Annotated in this window: 29 protein-coding genes; 10 read left to right on the top strand and 19 right to left on the bottom strand. The window is 71.0% G+C overall.

Annotation, left to right across the window (positions count from 1 at the left end; genetic code table 11):
• Together KOL93_RS12735 and KOL93_RS12740 are read right to left on the bottom strand one after the other, a co-directional pair.
• Positions 1-471 (bottom strand): SIP domain-containing protein, encoded by a 471-nt coding sequence (locus KOL93_RS12735; RefSeq protein WP_221585769.1) that lies wholly within the window; start codon positions 469-471, stop codon positions 1-3.
• 36 nt (positions 472-507) lie between these two features.
• Positions 508-972, bottom strand: a complete 465-nt coding sequence (locus tag KOL93_RS12740; RefSeq protein WP_221585770.1) for a carboxymuconolactone decarboxylase family protein — start codon at positions 970-972, stop codon at positions 508-510.
• A gap of 200 nt (positions 973-1,172) precedes the next feature.
• Between KOL93_RS12740 and KOL93_RS12745 the strand changes: the two genes are divergently transcribed.
• Genes KOL93_RS12745 through KOL93_RS12775 form a run of 7 tightly spaced genes read left to right on the top strand, consistent with a single transcriptional unit; the run spans position 1,173 to position 7,477 of the window.
• Positions 1,173-2,075: an alpha/beta fold hydrolase gene (locus KOL93_RS12745; protein WP_308291632.1), complete on the top strand. Its 903-nt coding sequence runs from the start codon at positions 1,173-1,175 to the stop codon at positions 2,073-2,075.
• Positions 2,076-2,100: 25 nt separating this feature from the next.
• Complete coding sequence (locus tag KOL93_RS12750; protein WP_221585772.1) at positions 2,101-3,624, top strand: ABC transporter substrate-binding protein; 1,524 nt, start codon at positions 2,101-2,103, stop codon at positions 3,622-3,624.
• Positions 3,625-3,636: 12 nt separating this feature from the next.
• A complete protein-coding gene (locus KOL93_RS12755; RefSeq protein ID WP_221585773.1) occupies positions 3,637-4,587 on the top strand; it encodes an ABC transporter permease in 951 nt (316 codons plus the stop codon).
• Positions 4,584-5,453 carry an ABC transporter permease gene (locus KOL93_RS12760; RefSeq protein WP_221585774.1) on the top strand — a complete coding sequence of 290 codons (870 nt, stop codon included), beginning with the start codon at positions 4,584-4,586 and terminating at the stop codon, positions 5,451-5,453. The genes KOL93_RS12755 and KOL93_RS12760 overlap by 4 nt, the downstream gene beginning before the upstream one ends.
• On the top strand, positions 5,450-6,241 hold the full coding sequence (locus KOL93_RS12765; RefSeq protein WP_221585775.1) for an ABC transporter ATP-binding protein: 792 nt from the start codon (positions 5,450-5,452) through the stop codon (positions 6,239-6,241). Before KOL93_RS12760 ends, KOL93_RS12765 begins: the two co-directional genes overlap by 4 nt.
• Positions 6,234-7,019 carry an ABC transporter ATP-binding protein gene (locus tag KOL93_RS12770; protein WP_221585776.1) on the top strand — a complete coding sequence of 262 codons (786 nt, stop codon included), beginning with the start codon at positions 6,234-6,236 and terminating at the stop codon, positions 7,017-7,019. Before KOL93_RS12765 ends, KOL93_RS12770 begins: the two co-directional genes overlap by 8 nt.
• Positions 7,020-7,048: 29 nt before the next feature.
• On the top strand, positions 7,049-7,477 hold the full coding sequence (locus KOL93_RS12775) for a nitroreductase family deazaflavin-dependent oxidoreductase (protein ID WP_221585777.1): 429 nt from the start codon (positions 7,049-7,051) through the stop codon (positions 7,475-7,477).
• Between the two features lie 86 nt (positions 7,478-7,563).
• Here the strand turns inward: KOL93_RS12775 and phnN are convergent, their stop codons facing one another.
• The 13 genes from phnN to KOL93_RS12840 all read right to left on the bottom strand — a co-directional run bounded on the left by phnN (position 7,564) and on the right by KOL93_RS12840 (position 19,086).
• Positions 7,564-8,106: a phosphonate metabolism protein/1,5-bisphosphokinase (PRPP-forming) PhnN gene (phnN, locus tag KOL93_RS12780; RefSeq protein WP_221585778.1), complete on the bottom strand. Its 543-nt coding sequence runs from the start codon at positions 8,104-8,106 to the stop codon at positions 7,564-7,566.
• Positions 8,103-9,260, bottom strand: coding sequence for an alpha-D-ribose 1-methylphosphonate 5-triphosphate diphosphatase (locus tag KOL93_RS12785; protein ID WP_221585779.1), 1,158 nt, complete (start codon positions 9,258-9,260; stop codon positions 8,103-8,105). Before KOL93_RS12785 ends, phnN begins: the two co-directional genes overlap by 4 nt.
• A complete protein-coding gene (locus tag KOL93_RS12790; protein ID WP_221585780.1) occupies positions 9,257-9,925 on the bottom strand; it encodes a DUF1045 domain-containing protein in 669 nt (222 codons plus the stop codon). Before KOL93_RS12790 ends, KOL93_RS12785 begins: the two co-directional genes overlap by 4 nt.
• Entirely contained in the window at positions 9,922-10,653 is a 732-nt protein-coding gene (gene phnL, locus KOL93_RS12795) for a phosphonate C-P lyase system protein PhnL (protein ID WP_221585781.1), read from the bottom strand. Before phnL ends, KOL93_RS12790 begins: the two co-directional genes overlap by 4 nt.
• A gap of 4 nt (positions 10,654-10,657) precedes the next feature.
• A complete protein-coding gene (gene phnK / locus KOL93_RS12800; RefSeq protein ID WP_221585782.1) occupies positions 10,658-11,437 on the bottom strand; it encodes a phosphonate C-P lyase system protein PhnK in 780 nt (259 codons plus the stop codon).
• Complete coding sequence (locus KOL93_RS12805; protein WP_221585783.1) at positions 11,434-12,294, bottom strand: alpha-D-ribose 1-methylphosphonate 5-phosphate C-P-lyase PhnJ; 861 nt, start codon at positions 12,292-12,294, stop codon at positions 11,434-11,436. Before KOL93_RS12805 ends, phnK begins: the two co-directional genes overlap by 4 nt.
• Positions 12,291-13,370, bottom strand: coding sequence for a carbon-phosphorus lyase complex subunit (locus tag KOL93_RS12810; protein ID WP_221585784.1), 1,080 nt, complete (start codon positions 13,368-13,370; stop codon positions 12,291-12,293). Before KOL93_RS12810 ends, KOL93_RS12805 begins: the two co-directional genes overlap by 4 nt.
• The gene (gene phnH, locus KOL93_RS12815) at positions 13,370-13,987 is read right to left on the bottom strand and encodes a phosphonate C-P lyase system protein PhnH (RefSeq protein WP_221585785.1); all 618 of its coding nucleotides are present in this window, start codon (positions 13,985-13,987) and stop codon (positions 13,370-13,372) included. Before phnH ends, KOL93_RS12810 begins: the two co-directional genes overlap by 1 nt.
• Positions 13,984-14,475, bottom strand: a complete 492-nt coding sequence (phnG, locus tag KOL93_RS12820) for a phosphonate C-P lyase system protein PhnG (RefSeq protein ID WP_221585786.1) — start codon at positions 14,473-14,475, stop codon at positions 13,984-13,986. The genes phnH and phnG overlap by 4 nt, the downstream gene beginning before the upstream one ends.
• Before the next feature lie 121 nt (positions 14,476-14,596).
• On the bottom strand, positions 14,597-16,324 hold the full coding sequence (gene phnE, locus KOL93_RS12825) for a phosphonate ABC transporter, permease protein PhnE (protein ID WP_308291633.1): 1,728 nt from the start codon (positions 16,322-16,324) through the stop codon (positions 14,597-14,599).
• A complete protein-coding gene (gene phnC / locus KOL93_RS12830) occupies positions 16,321-17,178 on the bottom strand; it encodes a phosphonate ABC transporter ATP-binding protein (protein WP_221585787.1) in 858 nt (285 codons plus the stop codon). Before phnC ends, phnE begins: the two co-directional genes overlap by 4 nt.
• 80 nt (positions 17,179-17,258) lie before the next feature.
• On the bottom strand, positions 17,259-18,218 hold the full coding sequence (locus tag KOL93_RS12835) for a phosphate/phosphite/phosphonate ABC transporter substrate-binding protein (RefSeq protein WP_221585788.1): 960 nt from the start codon (positions 18,216-18,218) through the stop codon (positions 17,259-17,261).
• A 163-nt stretch (positions 18,219-18,381) separates the two neighbouring features.
• Positions 18,382-19,086, bottom strand: a complete 705-nt coding sequence (locus KOL93_RS12840) for a GntR family transcriptional regulator (RefSeq protein WP_221585789.1) — start codon at positions 19,084-19,086, stop codon at positions 18,382-18,384.
• 102 nt (positions 19,087-19,188) lie between these two features.
• Between KOL93_RS12840 and KOL93_RS12845 the strand changes: the two genes are divergently transcribed.
• The 3 genes from KOL93_RS12845 to KOL93_RS12855 all read left to right on the top strand — a co-directional run bounded on the left by KOL93_RS12845 (position 19,189) and on the right by KOL93_RS12855 (position 23,156).
• A complete protein-coding gene (locus KOL93_RS12845; RefSeq protein WP_221585790.1) occupies positions 19,189-20,280 on the top strand; it encodes a TIGR03364 family FAD-dependent oxidoreductase in 1,092 nt (363 codons plus the stop codon).
• The gene (locus tag KOL93_RS12850; RefSeq protein WP_221585791.1) at positions 20,277-20,942 is read left to right on the top strand and encodes a phosphonatase-like hydrolase; all 666 of its coding nucleotides are present in this window, start codon (positions 20,277-20,279) and stop codon (positions 20,940-20,942) included. Before KOL93_RS12845 ends, KOL93_RS12850 begins: the two co-directional genes overlap by 4 nt.
• Before the next feature lie 93 nt (positions 20,943-21,035).
• The gene (locus tag KOL93_RS12855; protein ID WP_221585792.1) at positions 21,036-23,156 is read left to right on the top strand and encodes a DUF4073 domain-containing protein; all 2,121 of its coding nucleotides are present in this window, start codon (positions 21,036-21,038) and stop codon (positions 23,154-23,156) included.
• 79 nt (positions 23,157-23,235) lie between these two features.
• On the opposite strand, the gene KOL93_RS12860 is transcribed toward KOL93_RS12855, so the two are convergent.
• The 4 genes from KOL93_RS12860 to KOL93_RS12875 all read right to left on the bottom strand — a co-directional run bounded on the left by KOL93_RS12860 (position 23,236) and on the right by KOL93_RS12875 (position 26,129).
• Positions 23,236-24,177 carry a hypothetical protein gene (locus tag KOL93_RS12860; RefSeq protein ID WP_221585793.1) on the bottom strand — a complete coding sequence of 314 codons (942 nt, stop codon included), beginning with the start codon at positions 24,175-24,177 and terminating at the stop codon, positions 23,236-23,238.
• Positions 24,178-24,302: 125 nt separating this feature from the next.
• Positions 24,303-24,911: a GNAT family N-acetyltransferase gene (locus KOL93_RS12865; RefSeq protein ID WP_221585794.1), complete on the bottom strand. Its 609-nt coding sequence runs from the start codon at positions 24,909-24,911 to the stop codon at positions 24,303-24,305.
• Between the two features lie 3 nt (positions 24,912-24,914).
• Positions 24,915-25,616 (bottom strand): uracil-DNA glycosylase, encoded by a 702-nt coding sequence (locus tag KOL93_RS12870; RefSeq protein ID WP_221585795.1) that lies wholly within the window; start codon positions 25,614-25,616, stop codon positions 24,915-24,917.
• Positions 25,617-25,619: 3 nt separating this feature from the next.
• Positions 25,620-26,129, bottom strand: coding sequence for a phosphoribosyltransferase (locus KOL93_RS12875; RefSeq protein ID WP_221585796.1), 510 nt, complete (start codon positions 26,127-26,129; stop codon positions 25,620-25,622).
• Between the last annotated feature and the right edge of the window lie 40 nt (positions 26,130-26,169).

Raw genomic sequence — 26,169 nt, forward strand, 5'->3', positions numbered from 1 at the left:
TCAGACGTAGGCGCTGAGAGCCTCGCGCACCGTGATGGCGTCGCGAGAGAAGCCGAGCGATCCCGTGAGGTGCTCGACGATGTCGGCCGTCGCGACGTAGCCGCCGAGCAGCGTGATGTTCGTCTCGTGGGAGTCGTCGTCGCAGAGCATCTCGTCGGCGTAGGCGATCGCCGCCCGCGTCATCGCGGTGCCGACACGGCAGAGCTGCCCCGTTCCAGGAGCGCCGCGCCGCGCCGCGCGATCGAGCCACGTCACGCTCATGCGAGCGGGGGCGGAGATCGGCGCGATCTGCGAGGCGTCGGGGACCTCGATGAAGACGCGACCCGAGGCGCACATCGGCAGTGTGGCGAGCAGCATCTCGAGGTCGGCGAGCGAGTGCTCGTCGGCCGTGATCAGGTGCTGGGCGCGCGCATGACGACGCGAACGACACCGCGTGTCGTCGTGTGTGGATGCGAGTGCGTGGGCCGACATGGTGCCCCCAGTGTACCCCGCAAAGGGAAGGCTTGCCTAACTGGCCTTCGGGGGGACCGGATACCTGCCGGCGATGGTCAGGCGGTTGAAGGCGTTGATCGAGATCGCGAGCCAGCTGACGCCGACGTACTCCTGCTCCGACAGCACGCTGCCGACGCGGTGGTACACATCGTCCGAGATGCCCTCGCGATGGATGAACGTGTGCGCTTCCGCGAGCTCGAGTGCCGCACGCTCGCGATCCGCGAAGACGCCGGATTCGCGCCAGACCGGGATCTGAGAGATCTCGTCCACCGTGATCCCCGCCGCCTCGGCCTTCTCGAGGTGCACGCGCACGCAGTAGGAGCAGCCGTTCAGCTGCGAGCAGTGGAGCATCACGAGCTCCTTGAGGCGATCGTCGACGCCGTACTCGGCGGCGATGCGCCCGACCTCCTTCGAGAACTCTTCGAGGGAGCGATACGCCCCCATCGCCGACTTCGACAGGTGCACACGGGTCTCGCTCATGGCTGCACACTACCGACGACGGTGTCGACACGCGTCAAAAATCACTATGCACTATGATAATGATCATAGAGTTGCAGAACGCGCATATATTTCACACTGCGTTGTGCAGATTTTCTGGAGATTTCTCCTGGGGCGCCCGGAGCCTCCACAATGGTCTCGCTCCGAGACCTCTCGGCGCGCACCTTCCCCGAGGATCCATCGTGACACCCACGCACGCCGACTTCGACGAGTTCGCGTTCCTGCCCGAGCAGGCCCGCGAGCAGGGCGCGGGCGCACCCGCCGTGCGCCGCGTGACGCTTCCCCTGCACGATGGCCGGTCGCTGTCCGGACTCCTCTTCGGCGAGGGCGCTCCGCGCGTCGTCTTCGTCCACGGCGCGGGGCTCAACGCCCACACCTGGGGTCGCACCGTCATCGCCCTCGGACAGCCCGTCCTCGCACTCGATCTGCCAGGGCATGGCGACTCCTCCTGGCGCGACGACGCCGCGTACGTCCCTCACGCGATGGCGCCGGACCTCATCGCCGCGATCGAGGAGTGGACGGCGACCCCCGTCACCCTCGTCGGCCATTCGCTCGGCGGCTTCGCGGCGATCGCCGTGGCGGATCAGCGACCCGATCTCGTCGCGCATCTCGCCCTCGTCGACATCGTGCCCGGCGCAGGCGGCGCCGGCGTGCGCGGCCTCGGCGCGTTCTACGAGCGCCTCGAGTTCGCCACGGTCAACGACGTGGTCGACCACGCGATGGGCTTCGGGCTCGGCGGCGAGCGCGAGCAGGCGCTCCGCGGGGTCCTCCTCAATACGCGCACGCGCGCGGACGGCGTCGTCGAGTGGAAGCACCACATGGCCCGCCTCTTCTCGCCATCGGCGCCCGACGCGGCGCTGCGCGAGATCGATCACGACGGGGGCTGGGCGGCTCTCGCCCGCGTCTCCTCCTCCGTCTCCCTCGTCGCGGGATCTCGCGGGTACCTCTCAGACGGCGACCTCGCACGCTTCCGCGACGTGCGCCCCCACGCCCAGGTCCTGACGCTCGACGGCTCGCACAACGTGCAGGAGTCGGCCTATCTCGACCTCGCGCATCACGTGCGAGACCACCTCCCGAGCGCCTGAGCCGCGCAGCCGAAAGGATCCCCGGATGACTTCCCCCTTCTCGCGCTCCCGGCGCCCCGCCGGTGCGGCGGTCGTCGCGATCGGCGCGCTCGCGCTCGCGTCCTGCTCCGGCGGCGACGACGAGGCTCCCACCGGAGGGGTGGCCCCCGATGCCACGCTGAACGTCGGGATCGTGCTCGAGCCGACGAACCTCGACATCCGCCGCACGGCGGGCGCCGCGCTCGAGCAGGTGCTGATCGACAACATCTACCAGGGCCTCGTCACGCGCGGCGCGGAGGGCGAGGAGATCGCCCCCGCGCTCGCCGACGACTGGACGATCTCCGATGACGGGCTCGTGTACTCGTTCGCCCTCGAAGAGGGCGTGACGTTCCACGACGGATCCGACCTCACCGCCGACGACGTCGTCGCGTCGTTCGAGGGGACGCGCTCCGACGAATCGCTGACGGGATCCGCGGATCTCCAGGTGATCGACCGCGTCGAGGCGCCCGACGCGCAGACCGTCGAGATCACGCTGACGGAGCCGAACCAGAACTTCCTGTTCACGCTCACGGGACCCGCGGGCCTCGTCTTCGACTCCGAGGACGAGACCGACATGCAGACGGCCGCGAACGGCACCGGGCCGTTCACGCTCGAGGAGTGGCGACAGGGCGACAGCCTCACGTTCGCGCGCAACGACGCCTATTGGGGAGAGGCCGCGGGCGTCGCCGAGGTCGTGTTCCGCTACATCCCCGAGGCCACGGCGCTCGTGGGCGCGGGCCTCGACGGATCCCTCGACGCCATCACGGCCGTGGAGCCGGAGCTGTCCCCGCAGCTCGAGGGTGCGTTCGAGCTGCACACGGGCGAGACGACCGACAAGTTCATCCTCGCGTTCAACGACGAGGTCGAGCCCCTCGACGACGTCCGCGTGCGGGAGGCGCTGCGCCTTGCGATCGACCACGACGCGATCGTCGAGACGGTCGGCGCGGGCGTGACGCAGTTCGGGCCCATCCCGACGCTCGACCCCGGCTACGAGGATCTCTCCGACACGATCTCGTACGACCCCGAGCGCGCACGCGAGCTGCTCGAAGAGGCGGGCGCGACCGATCTCTCGCTCGAGCTCACGATCCCGACGCACTACGGCACGACCGTCTCGACGCTGCTCGTCTCGGCGTTCGACGACGTCGGCGTCGACCTCGAGGTGAGCCCCGTCGAGTTCCCGACCTGGCTGCAGGACGTCTACACGAACGGCGACTACGAGCTGAGCTACGTCAATCACGTCGAACCGCGCGACTTCTCGACGTGGACGGATCCCGACTACTACTACGCGATGGGCGACGCCGACGCGCTGGCCGAGGTGCAGAGCCTCTACACCGACGCGATGCGCGAGACCGACCCGGACGCGTCGGCCGAGATCCTCGCCGAGGCGGCGTCGGTCGTCGCGAGCCAGCATCCCGCCGACTGGCTCTACACACGCGAGGACGTCGTCGCCGTCGCCCCGGGTGTCGAGGGCTTCCCGCAGACCGCGACGAGCACCCGCCTCCCCGTGTCGGGCGTGACCGTCTCGTACTGATCCGACCCGACCGTGCTCCGATACGCCCTCACGCGGATCCTCCTGCTCGTCCTGGGACTGCTCGTCGCGAGCGTCCTCATCTTCGCGACCCTGCGGATCCTTCCCGGCGATGTCGCGCAGATGATCGCGGGCACCGAGGGCACACCGCAGCAGGTGGCGGCGATCCGCGCGGAGCTCGGCCTCGATCGCCCGGCCGCGCTGCAGTACCTCGACTGGATCGGCGGCGTCGCGACGGGTGACTTCGGCCGGTCGCTGCTCACCGGCGCCCCCGTGCTCGACGAGCTCGTCGCGAAGGCGCGCGTGACGGCTCCGCTCGGTGTGATGTCGCTGGCGATCGCGCTCGCGTTCGCCCTGCCGTGCGGCGTGCTGAGCGCCGTGCGCCGCGGACGCTCCTCCGGCACGGCGCTGAGCGTGACGGCCCAGCTGCTCGCGGCCGTCCCCGTCGTGTGGGCGGGCATGATGCTCGTCGTCGTCTTCGCGATCTGGCTCGGCTGGCTCCCGGCGCAGGGCTTCCCGCGCGGCGGGTGGCGCGATCCGGGACTCGCTCTCGAGTCCCTCCTCCTCCCCGCCCTCACGATCGGCGTCGTCGAGGGCGCCATGCTCATGCGCTTCGTGCGCAGCGCGACGCTGCAGGCGACGGGCGAGGACTTCGTGCGCACGGCCGCCGCGAAGGGGCTGACGCGCACGCAGGCGCTCATCCGACACGGGCTGCCGAGCGTCGGGCTCTCCGTGATCACGGTGCTCGGGATCCAGATCGCGGGCATCCTGGTGAGCGCCGTCGTCATCGAGCAGGTGTTCACCCTGCCGGGTCTCGGACGCATGCTGGTGGCGGATGTCGGCGCGCGCGACCTCGTCAAGGTACAGGGCACGCTCCTCGTCCTGACGGGCTTCGTGCTCGTGATCGGGTTCCTCGTCGACCTCGCGCACCACGCGATCGACCCGCGACAGAGGGAGCGCGCATGAGATGGCTCGGGAGGCTCTGGCGGATCCCCGTGGGGCGCGCCGCCGCGGTCGTCGTCGTGATGATCGGCGTCGTGGCGCTCGTCTCGCTCGTCTGGACGCCGTTCGATCCGCGTCACGCCGACGCGTACGCGCGATGGCTGACTCCGAGCTGGCCGCACCTGCTCGGAACCGACGGCACCGGCCGCGACATCCTCTCACTGCTCATGGCCGGATCCCGTGTGACGGTCCTGGTCGCCGTGTGCGCCGGCCTCGTCGCGACCGCCGTCGGCGTGCTGCTCGCCGCGCTCGGAGCGCTGACGGCGCGCCCGATCCGCGAGTCCGTCGCCGTCCTCGTCGACATCCTCATCGCCTTCCCCGTCCTGCTCATCGCGATGATGATCTCGGCGGTCTGGGGCGGATCCCTGTGGGTCGTGGTGTGGTCGGTGGGCATCGGCTACGGCGTGAACATCGCCCGCGTCGCCCGCGCGGAGCTGCGGCGCGTGAACCGCGCCGACTTCGTCCTCGCGGCGCGGGCGTCGGGGCTCACGAACGGGCAGATCCTCGCTCGCCACCTGCTGCCGAACACGGCGCCGGTGTTCATCGTGCAGCTGTCGTGGTCGATGGCCGCCGCCGTGCTCGCGGAGGCCGGCCTGTCCTATCTCGGGTTCGGCGCGCCTGTGACCACGCCGAGCTGGGGCCTCCTCCTCAGCGAGCTGCAGGACTACATCGCGGTGCACCCGCTCAGCGTGCTCTGGCCCGGCCTCGCGATCACGGCGACGGTGTTCTCCCTGAACCTGCTCGGCGACGCGCTGCGCGAGGCGACGGATCCGACGCTCGCGCGCGGCGAGCGGCGTCCGCAGGCGCACGTTCCGGAGGTGGTCGCGTGAGCCTCGTCGTGGAGGATCTCGTCGTCGAGCTCGGCGGAGCTCGCGTCGTCGACGGCGTGTCGTTCGAGGTGCCTTCCGGCGCCCGCCTCGGGCTCATCGGCGAGTCGGGCTCCGGCAAGTCGATGACGGCGCTGGCGATCCTGGGCCTGCTGCCCGCCGGCGCCCGCGTCACCGGATCCATCCGCTGGAACGGCGCCGAGCTGGTGGGCCGCGCCGATCGCGCGCTCGCGCGGATCCGCGGCGAGGAGATCGGCATGGTGTTCCAGGAGCCGCAGACGGCGCTGAACCCCATCCGCACGGTCGGCCGTCAGATCTCCGAATCGGCGCGGATCCACCGAGGTGTCTCGCGCAGAGACGCCGCGGCCCTGGCCGTCGAGCTCGCGCGCCAGGTCGCCCTTCCCGATCCGGAGGTGCTCGTCGCCCGCTACCCGCACCAGCTCTCCGGCGGACAGCGGCAGCGCGTCGCGGTCGCGATGGCGCTCGCCTGCGACCCGGACCTCCTCGTCGCCGACGAGCCTACGACCGCCCTCGACGTCACGATCCAGGCCGAGGTGCTCGCCCTGCTGCAGCGGCTCGTCGAGGCGCGCGGAATGTCGCTCGTGTTCATCACGCACGATCTCGCCGTCCTCGCGCAGGTCGCCACGCACGGCATCGTGCTCGAGAAGGGCCGCGTCGTCGAGCGAGCGCCTGTGCGGGCGCTGCTGTCGGCCCCCGAGCACCGCGTCACCCAGGGCCTCCTGCGCGATGCGACCGCGACGCTGTGGCGACCGGGAGGATCCGATGAGTGACGCGATCATCCGGGCGCGCGGCCTCGCGCGCGACCACCGGCTGCCGCGCCGGACCATGTTCGAAGCGCGTCGCGTGACGACGGCGCTCTCGCCCACCGACCTCGACGTCGTGCGCGGATCCTCGGTCGGCATCATCGGCGAGTCCGGATCCGGCAAGTCGACGCTCGTGCGCCTCCTGCTCGGTCTGGACACCCCGACCGCGGGATCCGTCGAGGTCGACGGGAGGGTCGTCGATGCGACGGCGCGCGCGCGATCGCTCCACTGGCTGCGACGGAAGACCGGGATCGTGTTCCAGGACCCGTACGCCTCGCTGGACCCGCGCATGACCGTGGGTCGTGCGATCGGCGAGCCGCTGTGGGCCCTCGGGATCCCGGGTGACCGGCGCGCCCGCGTGCGCGAGGTGCTGACGCAGGTCGGCCTCCCCGAGGCCGCCGCGGAGCGCCATCCCCACGAGTTCTCGGGCGGACAGCGGCAGCGGATCGCCCTCGCCCGGGCGATCGTGCACCGTCCCGAGGTCCTCGTGGGCGACGAGCCGCTGTCCGCACTCGACGTGACCGTTCGAGCGCAGATCCTCGAGCTGATCCGCGGTCTCCGGCGCGAGACGGGGATGACGCTCGTGATGGTGAGCCACGACCTCGGCGTCGTGCAGAATCTCGCCGAAGAAGCCGTCGTGATGCAGGCGGGGCACGTCGTCGAGCACGGCCCGACGACCCAGGTGCTCCTGCACCCCCGAGAGGACTACACGAAGCGGCTGCTCGCCTCGATCCCGACGATCTGACGCGCGCTCGCGCGCGATAGCCTCGGTGCATGGCACTCTCAGGCGAATACATCCCCGGAACGTCCGAGCTGGCGCGTCAGCAGGCGGAGACCTACGAGCGCACGGGCGGGTCCGAGGCCGGCGAGCTCCGCGGCGTGCCGATCATCGTGCTGACGACCGTCGGCGCGAAGACGGGCGGCCTGCGCAAGACCGCGCTGATGCGCGTCGAGCACGAGGGCCGCTACGCGGTGGTCGCATCGATGGGCGGCGCACCGAAGGCCCCGCAGTGGTACTGGAACATCGTGAAGAATCCGCGCGTCGAGCTGCAGGACGGCGACGAGACGCGCGAGTACACGGCCCGCGCGCTCGAGGGATCCGAGTACGACGAGTGGTGGCAGCGGGCCGTCGCCGTCTGGCCCGACTACGCCGAGTATCAGAAGAAGACCGACAGGAAGATCGCCGTCTTCGTCCTGGAGTGAGCCGCGCCACAGCGTCGGAGAATTCCCTCCGATCGGATGGATTCGCGCGAATCGTCCGACCTCAGGGATTTCTCCGACGCAGCGGCCTACGTCAGCGCGAGCTCGTCGAGGAAGCGCACCAGCGTCGCACCCGCCTCCGCGATCGTGCCGTCGTTGACGATCTCGAGGTCGGCGTCGACGCGCGGAGCCGGGCGGGCGATGCGCGCGCGGGCCGCGGCTTCGTCCTCCCGGCCACGGGCGAGGATCCGCGCGAGGCGCACCTCGGGCGACACCGTCACGTGCACGACGGCGAAGCGCGGGAAGGACCGCCCCAGCTCGCAAACCACCTCGCGAGACACATTCGCGACGACCGTGCGCCCCCGCTCGACCTCGTCGCGCACGACCCCGCGGATCCCGTAGGCGACCTCGTGTGCGCGCCACGTGAGCGCGAAGTCGCCGCGGTCCTCCGCCGAGAGGAACTCGTGGCGCGCGATGGGCTCGTGGTCCTCCCCCGGTCCCGAGGGCCGCGTGATGCAGCGGCGCGGGAACACGAACGTCTCGCGCCCGCCGAGCGATGCGCGCGCGTACTCGAGGATCGCGTCCTTGCCGGACCCGCTCGGCCCCACGACGGCGACGAAGGCGCCGGTCATGCGACGCGCTGCCCCTCGCGCCACACGCCGCGCACGATCGGCACGGGTGCGCTCATGCTCGGTGCGCCCTCGTAGGAGTGCACGCGCACGAGGTCGGCGCGGCGGCCGTGGGCGATGACGCCGCGATCGTCGAGTCCCGCCGCCGTGGCAGGGTGGGCGCTGACGAGCGCCGCCGCCTCCGGCAGCGTGATCGCGCCTTCGCCGAACAGGCGGAAGACGGCCTGCAGCGGACTCGCGGGAACGTAGTCGCTCGAGAGGATGTCGAGCACGCCTCCCGACAGCAGGTCGGCCGCCGCGACGTTCCCCGAGTGCGATCCGCCGCGCACGATGTTCGGCGCGCCCATGACGATCAGCTGCCCGGCCCGGCGCGCCGCACGGGCGGCCGTGATCGTCGTGGGGAACTCCGAGATGTGCACGCCGAGCGCCGACGACTCGTCGACGTGCTCCTGCGTCGCATCGTCGTGCGCCGCCATCCGGATCCCGCGGGCGGTCGCGCGATCGGCGAGCTTCCGGCGGTTGACGTCCGAGAACTCGGCCGCCAGCTCGTGCAGCTGCGACACGTGCTCGTCGAACTGCGCCGTCGACATGGCGTGCTTGCCGACCATGTACGTGCGGAACGCCTCGACATCGGCGTACTGCCGCTGGCCCGGCGTGTGATCCATGAGCGAGACCATGCGCACACGGTCGTGCCCGCCGACCTCGTCGAACACCTCGACGACGTCGGGCGTCGCGACCTCGCAGCGCAGGTGCACGTAGTGCTCGGCCCGCAGGATCCCGCTGTCGGCCGCGTGCACGAGCGCGTCGATGAGCGTCGGCGCCCGGCTCGCGACGCGGTTCTCGCCGGGTCCGGACCCGATGCGCAGGGCGTCCAGCACGGTCGTGACGCCCGAGGAGGCCATCTGCGCGTCGTGCGCGACGACGGCGGGGATCGGATCCCAGTAGCGCTTCGGGCGCGGCTGGAAGTGCGACTCGACCTGGTCGGTGTGCAGTTCGACGAGGCCCGGCAGCAGATAGTCGCCCTGCAGGTCCTCGCCCGTCCGCGCCTCGCCCTCCGCGATATCGACGATCTGCCCGTCGGCGACGCGGACGGATCCGTGGATCACCTCGTCCGGCAGCACCACGCGGGCGTTCGTCAGGATCGTCTCGGGGATCATCGCGCGGGCTCCTGCGTGTCAAAGGGGAAGGTCTGAAGAATCGAGAAGGGCGCGCCCGGCTCGGGCTCGACCGCGACCGTGAGGGCGGTGAGCGGGACGTCGATGCCCGCGACTCCCGCGAAGTGCTCGGCGATCCGCGCGTCCACGTCGAGGGCCTCGGCGTCGGCGAGCGAGTTCGTGAGGGTCAGGTGCACGCGGAACTCGTCGAGCACGTACGGATAGCCGTATGCGTCGAGCAGCGCGCGCTGGCGGACGCTCAGCCGCTCGGGGCGCCTCCTCGCGACCTCGTCGGTCGTGAGGACGGCCCGGAACGGCTCGAAGTCCGTGACGATCTCGGCGGCGAGCGCGGCGATCTCCGTCTGATCGGCGGGGACGAGCGCGCGGAAGCTCCCGATCGCGGCCGGCTCCACGCCGGGCAGGACGACCGGACCGCGGGACGCGGCGAACCGTGCGACGGCCTCCGCGAGCTCGTCTTCCGTGCGCCCCGGTGCGAGACGGAACGGCGCCTTGAGCGTCGCATGGAAGCCGTAGCGGCGCGGATCCGACGTGATCGCCTGCGCATCGTCTCTCGCGTACCACCGCAGGACGGCCTCGCGCACGCGGACCGCCGCCTCCGGCGCCCCCCGCTCCACGCCGGGCACACCGTAGATCGCGTACCGGGTCATGCGGCCACCTCCTCGCGCACCGGCGTGAACCGGCGCACGTCGATGATCTCGTCGCCGACCGCTTCGCGCACATCGGCGTCGTGGAAGATCGCGAGCATGCCCACGCCGGCGGAGAGGCGCTCTCGGATCATCTCGATCACGACGCCGCGGTTGCGCGCGTCGAGCGACGCGGTCGGCTCGTCGAGCAGCATGAGCGGCCGCTCGGTGGCGAAGCCGCGCGCGATGTTGACGCGCTGCTGCTCGCCGCCTGAGAACGTCGCGGGCGGCAGGCTCCAGAGTCGCTCGGGGATGCTCAGCCTGGTCAGCAGCTCCCCCGCGCGCTCACGCGCGGCCGCCCGCGTGGATCCGCGCTCGACGAGCGGCTCGGCGACGACGTCGAGGGCCGCGACGCGGGGCACGGCGCGCAGGAACTGGCTCACGTAGCCCATCGTGTCGCGGCGGGCGGCGAGCACCTCGCGCGGCGCCGCCGCGGCGAGGTCGAGGACGGATCCGCCGTGGCGGAGGAGGATCCGGCCGCCCTCCGCGCCGTAGCTGCCGAACACCATCTTCATGATCGTGCTCTTGCCCGCGCCCGACTCGCCGCCGAGGACGACGCACCGTCCCTGCGGCACGTCGAACGCGACGTTCCGCAGGACGGGCAGCACCTGGGCGTCCTGGAGGTGGAGGGTGAAGGTCTTGTCGACGCCGTCGAGCGAGAGCGCGGCGCCGGCAGGCATGTCGTGGGTCATGGGGTCAGCCCTGGAGGATCGAAGAGACGAGGAGCTGCGTGTAGGCGGCCTGCGGGTCGTCGAGCACGCGGTCCGTGAGACCCTGCTCGATCACCCCGCCGTCCTTCATCACGAGCGTACGGTGCGAGATGAGGCGCGCGACGGCGAGGTCGTGCGTGACGATGACGACGGCGAGCCCCAGATCCGCCACGAGGGAACGGATCAGGTCCAGCAGACGCGCCTGCACCGACACGTCGAGGCCGCTGGTCGGCTCGTCCATGAAGACGAGGCGGGGGCCGAACACGAGGTTGCGGGCGATCTGCACGCGCTGCCGCATGCCGCCCGAGAACGTCGCGGGCGCGTCGTCCATACGGCTCGCAGGGATCTCGACCCGCTCGAGCCAGTCGGCGGCCTGCTGCCGGACGGATCCGTAGTGCCGGGCGCCGTTCGCCATCAGCGGCTCGCCGACGTTGCCGCCCGCCGAGACGTGCATGCGCAGGCCGTCGGCGGCGTTCTGGTGCACGAAGCCCCACTCGGTGCGCCAGAGCCGGCGCACCTCGCGCTCGGACAGTGTCTCGAGATCGGCGAACTCGCCCGTCTGCAGGCGGTAGCGGATGCCGCCCTCGTCGACCCGGAGCCGCTGGGAGAGCATGCCGAGCAGCGTCGACTTCCCGGACCCGGACTCGCCCACGACCGCCAGCACCTCGCCGGGCCACAGATCGAACGACACGTCGCGGCAGCCGAAGCGGTCGCCGTAAGCATGACCGGCCCCCGTCACGCTCAGCAGGGGGAGCTCGGGGTTCACGCGTGCGCCTTCTCTCGCATCTCGGTCGCGCGCTCGCAGTGATCCGTGTCGCTGCAGACGTACATCGCGCCTCCGTCGTCGTCGGTGATGACCTCGTCGAGGTAGACCCCGCCGGATCCGCAGATCTCGCAGGGCCGGTCGAACGCCTGCGGCTCGAAGGGGAAGTCCTCGAATCCGAGGGACTCGACATCCGTGTAGGGCGGGATCGCGTAGATGCGCTTCTCCCGCCCCGCTCCGAACAGCTGCAGGGCGGGGCTCCGGTGCATCTTCGGGTTGTCGAAGCTCGGGATCGGCGACGGCGCCATGACGTAGCGCCCGTTCACCATGACCGGATAGTCGTAGGTCTTCGCGATGTGCCCGTAGCGGGCGATGTCCTCGTAGAGCTTGACGTACATGAGCCCGTACTCCTCGAGGGCGTGCAGGCGCCGGGTCTCGGTCTCGCGCGGTTCGAGGAAGCGCAGCGGCTCCGGGATCGGCACCTGGTACACCACGGTCTGCCCCTCCGTGAGCGGTGTCTCGGGGATCCGGTGGCGCGTCTGGATGATCGTCGCCTGATCGGTGCGCGTCGTCGCGAGCGCGCCCGCGACGCGCTCGAAGAACTGACGGATCGACACCGCGTTGGTCGTATCGTCGGCGCCCTGGTCGATGACCTTGAGCGTGTCGGCGGAGCCGATGATCGACGCCGTCACCTGGACGCCGCCCGTGCCCCAGCCTCTCGGCATCGGCACCTCGCGCGAGGCGAACGGCACCTGGAACCCGGGGATCGCGATCCCTTTGAGGAGCGCCCGGCGGACGACGCGCTTGGTCTGCTCGTCGAGGTAGCCCTCGTTGTAGACGATTCTCGGCGGCGTGGTCATCCCCGTCCCTCCTGACGTGCGGCGAACTCCTCGTTCAGCTGTCGGATGAGCGTCAGCTCGGCCTGGAAGTCGACATAGTGCGGCAGCTTGAGATGCTCGACGAACCCCGTCGCCTGCACATTGTCGCTGTGCGCGATGACGAACTCCTCGTCCTGGGCGGGGCTCACCTCGCGCTCGCCGAACTCGTCCTTTCGCAGCGCGCGGTCGACGAGCGACATCGACATCGCCTTGCGCTCTGCCCGGCCGAACGCGAGGCCGTAGCCGCGCGTGAACTGCGGGGGCCGCTCCGCGGATCCGACGAACTGATTGACCATCTGGCACTCCGTCACCTCGATGCGGCCGATCGGCACCTCGTGTCCGATCTCGGGAGCGTCGAAGACGACCTCGACCTCGCCGACGCGCACCTCGCCCACGAAGGGGTGCGTGTTGCCGAACCCCCGCTGCGTGGAGTACCCGAGCGACAGGAGGAAGCCCTCGTCGCCGCGTGCGAGAGCCTGCAGGCGCTCCGACCGCGTCATCGGGAACGTCGTGGGCTCGCGCGTGAGGTCGCCGGGATCCGGATCCTCCCACCCCTCCGCAGGATGGTCGGGCTCGATGAGCGCGCTGCGGCCGAGCAGATCGGTCACGCGCGGCATCGGCTCGTCGAGCTCGACGTCGGGCTCCGGCACCTCGGGCGTCGTCAGATCGTCCGCCAGCAGGCGGTGCGTGTAGTCGAAGGTCGCGCCGAGCTGCTGGCCGCCGGGGACGTCCTTGAACGTCGCCGAGACGCGCCGCTCGCTCGGAAGCCCCGCCGTGTCGAGGGGCGAGGTGACGCCGAACCGCGGGAGCGTCGTGCGATACGAGCGCAGCAGCGTGATGGCCTCGAGCACGTCGCCCTGCGCCTGCAGGAGCGCCTTCGCCGCGAGATCCGGGTCGTAGAGGGATCCCTCGTTCATGACCCGGGCGACGAGCACGCCCATCTGGTCGCGCATCTGCTCGAAGGCGATGCGCTCGGCGCCCTCCCCCGCACCCCGCTTCGCGAGGAGCGCGTGGGCGTTCGCGATGGCCTTCTCGCCGCCCTTGACAGCCACGTACATCAGGCGTCCCCCGTCTCACGCAGCACCGTCGTGCGCGGAAGCCCGCGCACGGCCCCCTGCTCGGCGAGCAGGAGGTCGACGCCCCGGGGGAACAGCGCGCCGTTCGCGCGCCACGCGCCGAGGAAGCCCCCGGGGAGGCCCGCGCCGTCCCACGCCGCGGATCCGCGGATGCCGGGACCCGTCGCGACGAGGGATCCCGTGGGCTTCGCCGCCGTCGCATCGACGATCACGGTCGCCGACAGGTGCGGCTCCTCGTCGGATCCCGACGCGAGCGTCTCGAGAGCGGGGACGGCGGAGGGGCACGAGGCGACGCAGAACAGCGCGTCGCCCGCGGATTCGGTGAGGCGCGCGCCGGTGTGGAAGCGGATCCACGCCCCGACCTCGCCCGTCCTGCGCAGGGCGTCGTCGATCCAGACGGGCGTCTGCTCGTCGCACAGCGCCAGCACGATCGCGCCGGCCTCGGGCCCGAGCGGGGCGGGCGGCGTCACACGCGCGTCGACGCTCTGGCGCGTCGTGGGGCGGGCGAGGGCCTCGAGCGCCGCACGGAACACGCGCTGCGCGTCGTGGACGGGGGTGACGAAGCCCGGAGTGCGGATGGCTGACTGCGCGATGCTCATTCGTCGTCCTCGTCGTCGGCGTCGTCGTTCTCGCGGGCGACCGTGAAGAAGTCCACGACCGTGCTGCGGGCGTCGGCGCGGCGCCGGCGGTCCCTCTCGGCCTGCGTCCGCTCGAGCGGCTCGATGACGTCGCTCAGCACGCGCTCGCGCTGAGCGGACCCGAGGATCCCGTCGAAGATCGCGGCGAGCGCCGCGTGCTCGGGGTGGCTGCCGAGAACGTAGGCGGTCCCGACCGCCTCGTCGCCGGCCCCGCGCACCGCGACGGTGGCGCGCGTGACGGTCGCCTCGCCCAGGTGGAACCTGTCTCCCGTCCCGCCCGTGCGCCCCTGCACCATGACGAGGCCCGCCTCCGGTCCGCGCAGGTACTCGACCTCGGGGCGATCGTCGCCCCACGCGCGCCACCGGTCGGCCAGCTCGGCCTCCGTCGCTCCCGCGAGCACCCGCGCCGTGCGCTGCCGCTCTGCGGGGATCCGCTCTGTCGTGTTCATGCCTCGAGCGTCGCGCCCGGAAGTGGATCGCGCCCGCCCCGTCCGTGAACGCGCGGTGAACCGGCGCGGAAACCGCACACGACTTGTCGCGCACTTGTGCGACAAGTCGTGTGCGGGCGCGTCAGATGACGGCGCGACGAACCCAGGCGCTGATCGCTTCGAGCGTCAGGACGACGGCGAGGATCATCAGGATGATGAACGTCACGACGTCGAACTGCAGGACGCGGCTCGCCTGCAGCAGGTAGAACCCGATGCCGCCCGCCCCCACGATGCCCAGCAGCGTCGCGGCGCGGATGTTGACGTCGAGCTGATACATGATGTGCGCCACGAACGCCGGCAGCACCTGACGCAGCGTCGCGGCGCCGTAGATCTGCAGGCGCGTCGCGCCGTTGGCTCGCACCGCGTCCTGCACGCGCACGTCGGTCTCCTCGAGCGAGTCGGCGACGAGCTTGCCGAGCAGGCCGATGGATCCGATGCCGAGCGCGAGCGCGCCGGGCACCGGGCCGAGCCCCATCATGACGATGAAGATGATCGCGAGGATCAGCTCGGGGAACGCGCGCACGACCACGATGAGCACGCGGAACGCCGTCGCCACGGCCGCGTTCGGCGCCACGTTGCGCGCCGCGAGCGAGCCGATCGGGATCGCGATGATGACGCCGATGAGCGTCGACGCGAGGCCGATCTGCACCGTGACGATCATGCCCGCGAGCAGCTCCTCCCAGAGACCGCCGGATGACGGAGGGAAGAACAGCGCCACGGTCTGCGGGAGGTCGACGATGCCGACGACGAACGCGGCCGCGTCGATCTCGGCGCCGACGAGCGCCGCGGCTACGATGACGGCGGCCGCCGACAGTCCGAGGAAGCGGCGGATCCGGTCGCCGTCCCACTGCGGGGACGTGCGGATGGCGCCGTTCTTCGTGCGCTGCGGCGCGTGCGTCGCGTCCGGCTTCGTGACCCAGCCGTCCGACAGGCGGTCGAGCAGGCCGAGGAGCCCGCGACGGCGTCCGTTCGCACGACCGAGGAGCGCCGTGCGGATGCTGCCCGAGATGAGCTCGACGATGATGCAGAGCACGAGCACGACGAAGGCGAGCGCCATGCCGCGCTGGTAGTTCATCGTGTTGAGGGCGTCGGCGAGCGCCATGCCGAGACCGCCGACGCCGACGTATCCGAGCAGGACGGACGTGCGCAGGTTGATATCGAAGCGGTGTAGCGCCGTGGCGATGATCTGCGGCAGGAGCGGCGGGATCACGCCCGACAGGATCTGCTGCCAGCGCGACGCCCCGGCGGCCCGCAGCGCCTCGACGGGGCCGCGGTCGAGCTCCTCGATCGCGTCGGCGTAGAGCTTTCCGACCATGCCGATCGAGTGCAGGCCCATGGCGAGGATCCCGGGCAGGGCACCCAGACCGAACATGCGGAAGAAGATGATCGCGAGCACGAGATCCGGGATCGCGCGCAGCACGACGATCAGCGTGCGGCTCGCGCCCCCGAGCCACCGGTTCGGCGTCGTCGCCGACGCCGCGAAGATCGCGATGGGGAGGCTCAGCGCAACGGACAGCGCCGTCGCGATCGTGACGATCGCGAGGGTCTGGAGGGTGAGCGAGACGAGCTCGCCGAGCGGCGGGAAGTCGAGCGGCAGCATGCGCGACAGGAAGTCGCCGGCGTTGTCCAGTCCGCTGGCGATCGTCGCGAACGAGATGTCGAGATCGATGAACGACCAGATCGACGCGGCGAGCAGGCCGAGCATGACGACCCACACCGCGACCGTCCGCGCGGCGGGTGCCGGGCGCTTCGGAACGGGCAGCCCCTGATGCGCGCGCGGCTCCTGATCGACGGGGACGGTCGTCGTCACGAGCGGGCCCCGACGGTCGCGTCCGCGTCGACCGCCTCCGGAGCCGAGACCGCGTGATAGATCTCGAAGACGTCCTCGCTGCTGAGGGCGTCGACGGCGCGGTCGAGCACGACGCGGCCGGCCTGGAGACCCGTGATCCGGTTCCCGAATTCCATGGCCAGCTCGACCTGGTGCAGGCTGCAGATGACCGTGAGCCCGAGGTCGGTCGAGATCTCGCGCAGAAGCTCCATGACGCCGGCCGACGACACGGGATCGAGCGACGCGACGGGCTCGTCGGCGAGCAGGACGACGGGCTCCTGGATCAGCGCGCGGGCGATCGCGACGCGCTGCTGCTGACCGCCCGAGAGCGTGTCGGCGCGCTGGAAGGCCTTGTCGGCGAGGCCGACGCGCGCGAGGTGCGCCATGGCCTGCTCCTTCACCGTCCGGGGGTAGCTGAACAGACCCAGTCGGGGGCCGCGCATCGCGCCGAGCCGACCGGTGCAGACGTTCTCGAGCACCGACATGGAACCGACCAGGTGGAAGTGCTGGAAGATCATGCCGACGCGCGAACGGAGGATCCGCAGGTCGTGCTGGCTCGCGCTGTGCACGGGCACTCCGAGCGTGTGGATCTGTCCGGAGCTGGGCATCTGCAGGCCGTTGACGTGGCGCAGCAGCGTCGACTTGCCCGAGCCCGACAGGCCGAGGAGGACGTTGATCTCGCCGGGAGTGAAGTCGACCGTCACGTCATCGAGGGCCGTCACCTGGCCGAAGCGCTTCGTGACGCCGGACATGCGCACGGCGTCCTTCACCTGGTCGGGGGTCAGCTCGGGGATGCCCGACGTGATCGCCGGTCGGATGTCTGCGACGTTCGCCATTGTCTGCTCCTCATGTTCCGTTCACGTGCGCAGCGGGCGGGGATCCGTGAGGATGCCCCGCCCGCGGCAGGCTGCGTTCGTCAGGCGACGCAGGACTCCGACTGCGTCGTCTCGCAGACGGCGCGGATGCCGTCGTAGAGCGAGTCCTCGACTGCGACGAAGCCGTACTCCGACTCCTCGGGCATGGGGCAGTCCTCGGCACTTCCGCAGATGCCCGACTCGATGAGCGCGGGGACGTTCAGCTCCTCCGTGAAGATGCGGAGCAGCTCGTCCTGCAGGTCCTGCGGGAGCGCGTCGTTCGACACGTAGGGGCTGCCGGGGATGACCTCGGACTCCCAGACGATCTCGACCGCGCCGTCGTCCATCTGGCCCGAGTCGACGAGCGTCTCGGTGACCATCGTGTCGTAGGCGAAGCCCGCGTCGCACGTGCCGTCGGCGACCGAGAGGGCCGACGCGTCGTGACTGCCGGCCATGACCTGCTCGACGCCCTCCTCGGGATCGATTCCGGCTTCGAGGAGGCCAGCCGACGGGAAGAGGAAGCCCGACGTCGACGTCGGGTCGACGAAGCAGACCGTCTTGTCGGCGAAGCCCTCGATCGAGTCGATGCCGCTGTCGGGGTTCACGACGCCGTAGGACTGGTAGCCCGGCTCCATCTCGGGGTCGTCGACGACCGCGCCGAGCGGCGTGACCTCGACGCCGCTGTCGACGGCGACCGCGTACGAGAACGGGCCGAGGCCCGCGATATCGGCCTGCCCGGCCCGGAGCGCCTCGATGACGCCCGCGTAGCTCGTCGCCTCCTGGATCTCGACCTCGAGGTCGAGCTCGTTCTCGAGCGCCTCGATGATCTTGCCCTGCTGCTGGGCGATCGTCGTCGAGGACTCGGCGGGGATCACCGCGAACGAGAGCGACTCGGGCCAGTCGGCGCCGGCCTCTCCGCCGGTGGTCTCGTCGGCGGACGTTCCGGAGCAGCCCGCGAGGGCGATGAGGCCCGCCGCGGCGACCGCGGCGAACGAGGCACGCTTCGTGCGCGTGGAGATCATGTGTCTTCCGTCCTGATGTGTTCGGGTGCATGCCGGAGGGATCCGGCGCGGGGACGGGTACACCGTGCGGGTGCCGTCTGGCGGGTTCCCCACCCGGTGGCCAACGCCCGGGATCCCGCAGGTGAACAGTCCGGCAACTTGGGCGACAAGTGCCGGGACGACGTCACCGCTCGCCGAACTGGATGACGACGCGCACTCTGTCCTGCCGGAGCCACGACCGGCTGAACATCAGCGCGGCTCCGCCGGCGCCGTCGCGCGTGAGGGTTTCGAGGCACCAGGTCGGCGTGGTCTCGCGCGTCTCGAGCCGGGCGGCCATGTCGGCGGGCGCGAAGTCGGTCGCCACCCGCGACCAGGCCCGCACCGGATCCCGCCTCGTCCCCCGCAGCACCTCGGCGAGGGACTCGATCGCGCGCAGGCTCACGTCGACGTTGTCGAGCACGCCCGGAGCGATCCACTCCTCCGCGCACGTCGCGATCTGGTCGTCGATGTAGGCGAGGCGAACGAGACGCGTGCACGGCGACCCCGCGTCCAGGTCGAGGAATTCCGCGATGTCGGCGGGCGCCTCGCGCTCGACGGCATCGATGAGGAACGTGCGCGGCACGCCGCCCGCTCGCTCGACGGTGCGGTGCAGCGAGGGCGCGCCCTCGGGCGAGACGAGGTAGTCGATGCGGCGGTTCACGAACGTGCCGGCGCCCTGAGCACGGCGGACGAGGAAGCGCGCCTCGAGCAGCTCGATCGCGCGGCGAACCCTCGTGCGCGTCGCCCCGAAGCGGCGCATGAGGGCGTGCTCACTGGGGAGCCGGTCCCCCGGCGCCGAACCGGCGATCTCGCTCTCGAGACTGTCGGCGATCTGCTGCACGGGGCCCATCGCCCGCACGCTAGGAGCGCTTCGTGAACACCTGTCGGACGGTGGGTGACAGGGAGGTGAAGTGGCCGGGGTCCGGCATTTCGGCATGCGTACGGTGGCCGGGTGAACGAAACGTACGATGTCGCCGTCGTCGGTGCCGGCATCGTCGGCCTCGCCCATGCCGCCGCCGCGCATGCCCGCGGACTGCGCACGGTCGTCGTCGACCGTGCCGACCGGATCAGCGGATCCACCGCGCGCAACTTCGGGCACATCGGCACGACGATGCAGGCGGGCGAGGCCGGCGAGTATGCGCGGCGATCGCGCGAGCTCTACCTCGAATACGCGCCCCGGGCAGGGTTCTGGCTGGCGCGCCGAGGAACGCTCATGGTCGCGACCGCCGAGGACGAGATGCAGATGCTGCGCGAGATCGGCGACGGCCGGCTCCTGAGTGAACGCGAGGTGACGGATCTCGCCCCGGTCGCGGGGGCGGTGGGCGGCGCGCTCCTCAAGGACGACATGCAGGTGAACCCCCGCGAGGCGGCCGCGACCTTCGCGGCGTGGCTCGCAGGCGAGGGTGTCGCGTTCCGGTGGCGCACGAGCGCCCTCGGCGCCGAGGCCGGCGTCCTGCACACGGCACGCGGGGAGGTCCGCGCGGAGAACGTCGTGTTCTGCGTCAACTACGACATCGACCACGTGCTGCCCGACGTCGCGGAGCGGCACGGGGTCGAACGGTGCGTGCTCGACATGATGCTCGCCAGCGGGATCGGTCTCGAGTTCCCCGTGCTCACCGGATCCTCGATGCTGCGCTACTCGGCGTTCCAGCAGACGCCGACGCACACGGAGCTCCTCGCGCGCTTCCGGCGCGAGCGTCCCGACATGATCGACTTCGACGTCAACCAGATGTACACGGAGGCGCCCGGAACAGGGCTGTTCCTCGGCGACACCCACCGCACGGAGCCGACGGCGGTGCCGTTCCAGGACGAGCGCGCCTTCGACCTGCTCACGCGCGAGGCACGACGCCTCTTCGGCCTCACCCACATCGACGTGCGCCAGCGCTGGCAGGGCATCTACGCGAAGGCGCCGGCGGATTTCCTGCGCGAGCACGTCGCGGACGGCATCTGGGCGTCGTCCGTCACGACGGGCATCGGCATGACGACGGGCCTCGGGCTCGGCGAATCGGTCATCGACCAGATCTACGGAAGCGGACGAGAATGAGCATCTCCCTGGTGTGCCTCGACATGGCGGGCACGACGGTTCAGGACGACGGAGCGGTCATGAGCGCGTTCGCGCGCGCCATGGACGACATCGGCATCGCGGAGGGCACTCCGGAGCGCGCGGAGGCGACGCAGTACACGATCGACACCATGGGCCAGTCGAAGATCGACGTCTTCCGCGCCATCACGGGATCCGACGCGCGCGCCCACGCGGCGAACGCCGCCTTCGAGGCCGCGTATCTCGACCTGATCCGGGGTGGCGCCGCCAGCCCGCTGCCTGACGCGGAGGAGACGATCCGCTCCCTGCAGGAGGAGGGGATCCGCGTCGCGCTCACGACCGGGTTCTCTCCGATCACGCGGGACGCGCTGCTCGAGGCGCTCGACTGGACGCGCCTGCCCGACGCGGTGTTCTCGCCGGCCGATGCCGGTCGCGGACGGCCCTTCCCGAACATGAACCTGCACGCCATGCTGCGCCTCGGCATCGACGACGTGCGCGAGATCGCGGTCGCGGGCGACACCGCGTCCGACATCCTCGCGGGGCGTCGCGCCGGCGCCTCGATCGTCGTGGGCGTGCGCACCGGCACCCACGGCGACGACGAGTTCCAGGACGCGCGGGCGACCCACGTGCGCGACTCGGTGGCGGATCTGCCGGCGCTTCTGTAGACCGCCCGCGCGGACGTTCACCGCGGCGTCACCGGCGCGACAGGTGGATCCGCTTGGGTCTGGGGGTTCCCCTCCCTCCATCAGGAAGACCCCATGAAGATCACGCGCACCTGCGCCGTCGGCGGACTCCTCGTCGCGGCGCTCGCCCTCCCCGCACTGCCCGCTGTCGCGGCCCCCGCACCGCCCGCCTCGGCGGTCGTCTCGTCGGACGGATCCGCGATCGTCGTCGACGATGCCGACCTGGCCGCGGGCGACGCGCTGTCGGTCTCGTATGAGACGGACGCGCCGCACGAGCTCAACTGGATTGGCGTCTACCCCGCGGGCGTCACACCCGGAGACACCGCGTCGACGCAATGGGCCTACACGCCCGACCCCAGCGGAACGGTCGCATTCGACGGCCTCGCCGCGGGCGACTGGGACGTGTACCTTCTCGCCGAGGACGGCTACGGCGTTCTCGCGGGCCCGGCGCGCGTCGCGGTCTCGCCGGACCCGGGCGCCGCGCAGCCCGGCGACCCGGATGGCGCCGTCGACATCGCGCCCGTCGCGATGACGCGCGACACGGACGAGGTCGTCGCGCGCGAGGCGTTTTCGGCGGACGGCGCCGAGGGCTGGTCCGCGTCGGGCTGGCAGTTCCTCACGCGCGACGAGTGGACGGCGGGCGTCGACGAGATGCGCACGCGCTTCGGCCGCGCCGACGGCACGATCGCCGTCGCCGACCCGCAGCAGTTCGGCGGGTCGTTCGACGCGACCCTCGCGAGCGCGCCCGTCGACGTGACGGGCCTCGGATCCGTGCGCCTGAGCTTCGACAGCCACTACCGCGGATCCGCGAACCAGTCCGGCGCCGTGTCGGTCAGCTTCGACGGCGGCGAGACGAGCGAGGTCCTGCGCCTCGACAGCGAGAGCATCGCCGACGGCTACGACGCACGGCAGATGAACGGCACGCAGGACATCGTGATCGAGGTGCCGTCCGGCGCTCGCGAGGCCGTGTTCTCGTGGACCCTCACGGGCGACGAGACGTCGCGGTACTGGGCAATCGACTCCGTCGCCGTGCACGAGGTGCTCGCCGAGGCCGTGGGCGAGCCGACGCAGGCGTGGGTGATGAGCGACATCCAGGGCCACCCGCAGGACTGGCAGCACGCGCTCGGCGACTACGCCGAGATCGCCCCCGAGGCCGACGCGATGGCGATCGTGGGGGACGTCGTGAACTCGGGCACGACGCGGGAGTGGGACGAGATCTCCGACGTCATGGGTGCGACGGCGCACCTCCGTCCGCGCCAGACGATCGCGGCGATCGGGAACCACGAGCGCTACGCGCCGGGCGGCTTCGAGGCGAATCGCGATCGCTTCCTCACGTTCGCCGAGCGCGACCGCGTCTGGGACGAGTACGTGATCGAGGGCCCCTCCGGCGACCTTCCCGTCATCATGCTCGGGCAGGAGTTCGCGGGCCCGCCCGACGTGCCGATGTCGGAGGAGCAGGTGCGCTTCCTCGAGGAGCGCCTCGCCCACTGGACCGCGCAGGGCTCCCAGGTGCTCGTGCTCACGCACTTCCCGCTCGGCGACACGGTCTCGGCGTCGTGGATCCCCCACTACGCGGATCACCACCAGATGAACGATCGGCTCACGAGCATCCTCGGCAACTATCCGAACGCGGTCGTGATGTCCGGCCACACGCACTACCCCGCCGAGCTCGGCGACTGGGCGGTCCAGCGCCGCACGACGGACGGCCACGCGGACGGCTTCTGGGCCGTCAACACGATTGCGATGCACGTCGAGTGGGACGCGCGCGGCGAGAGCACGTCGGACATCACCGAGGTCGTCACGCGCGACATCAACCAGGGTCTGACGGTCGACGCCTACGGCGACCGTCTCGTCGTGACGGCCCACGACTTCGAGACCGACGAGCAGCTGCGGCAGGTGACGATCCCGAACCCCCTCATCGAGAGCGAGACCGACGAGCAGATCGTCGCCGGCACCCCCGAGATCGTCTCGGAGCACCACCGGGGCATCAAGCCGGGTGCCTGGCTCACGGTCGACGAGGGATCCTGGCCGGCAGGCACCGAGTTCTCCTACCGCTGGCTCGCCGACGGGAGGCCGATCGCAGGCGAGACCTCGAACCGCTTCCACCTGACGGGCCGGTACAAGGGCGTCGACATCGCGGTCGAGGTCACGGGCGCCGGCGTCGCGGCGGAATCGGAACCGGTGCGCATCGACTGACGATCTCACGAGCGCACATGATCCCTGCGGGCGTACACGAGATTTCATGTACCGCTGCAGGGATCATGTGCTTTCGCGCTCAGGGGCGGACCCCGTGGGACGAAAGGAACTCCCGGAAGGTGTCGCGCGTGCGGATCTCGCGCGTCGTCCACCGCAGCACACGTCTTCCGGTCGCGGCGCGGATCCGGTCCTCGCGGCGCTTCTCGTCGAACACGACCTGCTCGGACGAGCGGCCGCCTCGCATCGCACGATTCAGGTACTTGGTCGCGCCGTCGTACTCACCGAGGATGCCCGCGAACGCGAAGTCGACGAAGTACCTCCGCCCCTCCGGCACCTGAATCTCGACCTGACGATCGAACGTGCGGAAGCCGATGTCGCGCAGGTAGAGACCGCTGATGCTCTCGCCGGGCGACTCCGCGCACGGATCCATCGCCTCGGCGACGAACCTCGCCCGTGCCACACCGCGCGCGCCGGTGAAGCGCGCGGCGAGGTCCCGGATCTCCTGACGAAACGCCGCGTCCGCCTCGGCCTCGAGACGACGCCCGTCGTCGCGCGCCGCGATCTGCCGGATCGCCGCGTCCGCACAGGCCATCGCCGTCTCACGCCGGGCCCTGCGCGCAACGTCGAACACGGTGCGGGCGAGCGTCGTCACGAGGAGGCCGCCGCAGTCGACCGCGTCGCCGTCCCAGCGGTCTCGATGGCGTTGCACGGACCCCGTCGATGTGCCGGATCCGCCCTCCCGAGCGAGAACGTGCGCGCGCTCGTCGACGTGCCGACTCAGGGGCAGGCGATGCAGGGCGGCCGCCGTCACGTGACAGAACACCGGAGGGGTGTGCGCCGCATCCGCGGCGGCCCGCGCGAGGATCCGCTGCCGCTCCTCCACGTACGCGCCGTCCCAGCCGTCGCGCTCGGCGTAGTAGCCGTGGCGGATTCGCTCGATGCGACCGCTCCGGACGCCTCCGCGGACCGCGTGCTCCGTGTAGCCGTCAGCGAGGAGCTCGGCGCGGGAACGGGGGTGCATGGATCCACTCTTGTGCCGGAGCGACGTGTGGCGTTCATGCCTGTGGACAACGTCGCGAGCGCACATGATCCCTGCAGAGGTACATGACGCCTCATGTACCTCTGCAGGGATCATGTGCTTTCGGCTCAGCGCCGCCGGAACAGCGGCTTTCGGCGGCGCTTCAGCTGCTTCTGCATGTAGACGACGCCGAGCCAGCGGCCGAACTTGAAGCCCACGCGGCCCATGCGGCCGACCTCTTCGAAGCCGTACTTCTCGTGCAGGGCGATGGATCCGTCGGCGCCCTTGTCGCTGATGACCGCCACGATCTGCGTGAGGCCGAACTCCTCGCTCGCCCGGATCAGCGCCTCGAGGAGCGCGCCCCCGAGGCCCTTGCCGACGGCGCCGGGGCCGAGGTAGATCGAGTTCTCGGCCGTGTAGCGGTACGACGACTTCCCCGACCACGGCGAGATGAGCGCGTAGCCGAGGATCTGCCCCGTGGGCGACTCGGCGACGAGGAACGGAAGCCCCAGCTTCGCGAGGTGCTCGAACTTCTCGAGCCACTGCCGGTAGGTCCACTTCTTCTCATCGAAGGTGACGACGGAGTTCGTCACGTAGTAGTTGTAGATCTCGCGGATATCGGGGATGTCGCGCTTCTCCGCGCGACGGATCTCGTACGCGAAGGGGTGCTCAGGCGCCGGCTGCCTCCGCAGGTGCTTCGGCAGGCGCCGACGCTTCTGGTACTCCTCGGGAAGCATCGCTCAGACCACCCGCCAGTCGACCGGATCCGCGCCCTGCTCGGAGAGAAGGGCGTTCGCACGGGAGAAGGGCCGTGACCCGAAGAACCCGCGGCGCGCCGACAACGGCGAGGGGTGCGGGGACTCGATGCGGGGGGTGGATCCGAGAAGCGGCGCGAGGCCCCGCGCCTGCGCCCCCCAGAGGATCGCGACGAGCGGGCGCTCCCGGGCGACGAGCACGCGGATCGCATGCTCGGTGACCGATTCCCATCCCCATCCGCGATGAGAACCGGGCTCGCCCGGCGCGACGGTGAGCACGCGGTTGAGCAGCAGGACGCCCTGATCGGCCCAGCTCGACAGATCGCCGTGTGGCGCGGGCTCGAGGCCCAGGTCGCTCTGCATCTCCCGGTAGATGTTGCCGAGGCTGCGCGGCAGCGGTCGCACGTCGCGGGACGTGGCGAAGGACAGACCGATCGCGTGACCGGGGGTCGGATACGGGTCCTGTCCGACGATGAGCACCTTCACCTCGTCGAGAGGCCGCTGGAACGCGCGCAGGACGCGGTCGCCATCGGGGAGGTACGACCCGTTCTCGGCGCGGAGCCGCTCGCCGAGCGCCGCGATGTCGCCGGCCACGGGGGCAAGCGCGTCCGCCCACCCGCGGTCGATCAGACCCGAGTCCGCGAGCTCAGGAAGCGTCCTCCCCGCCGTGCTGCGCCGACCTGACATCGGTCAGGCGCTGGCGGGCAGGCCCGCGTCTTCCTCGATCACAGACCCGTGGACGGACCACGGGAAGTCGATCCACCTGTCGGTGTCCTTCCACGCGAAGTCGGGGTGGATGATCGTCGACGGCTTGGTGTAGATCGTGACGGAGCGCACGTCGGCCCCCTTGTCGTCGAGTAGCTCGACCGCCATCTTCAGCGTGCGTCCGGAGTCGGCGACATCGTCGACGAGCAGCACGCGCCGTCCCGCGAGGTAGTCCATATCGAGCTCGGGCGGCAGGACCTCGGGTGCGTCGAGCACCGTTCCGATGCCCGTGTAGAACTCCATGTTGATCGCGCCGCAGTTCTTCGCGCCGAGTCCGTAGGCGATGGCACCGGCGGGCAGCAGGCCGCCGCGTGCGATCGCGACGACCACCTCTGGCTCGAAGCCGCTCGCGACGATCGCGCGCGCGAGATCGCGGCAGGCGTCGCCGAAGCCGACCCAGGTGAGCGTCTCGCGCTCGATGAACTCGTCTGCCACGGGAGGGGTCCTTGTCTCTGAGGAGCGGTGGGGGCGGATC

It is taken from the genome of Microbacterium salitolerans (assembly GCF_019720895.1).
GTDB lineage: Bacteria > Actinomycetota > Actinomycetes > Actinomycetales > Microbacteriaceae > Microbacterium.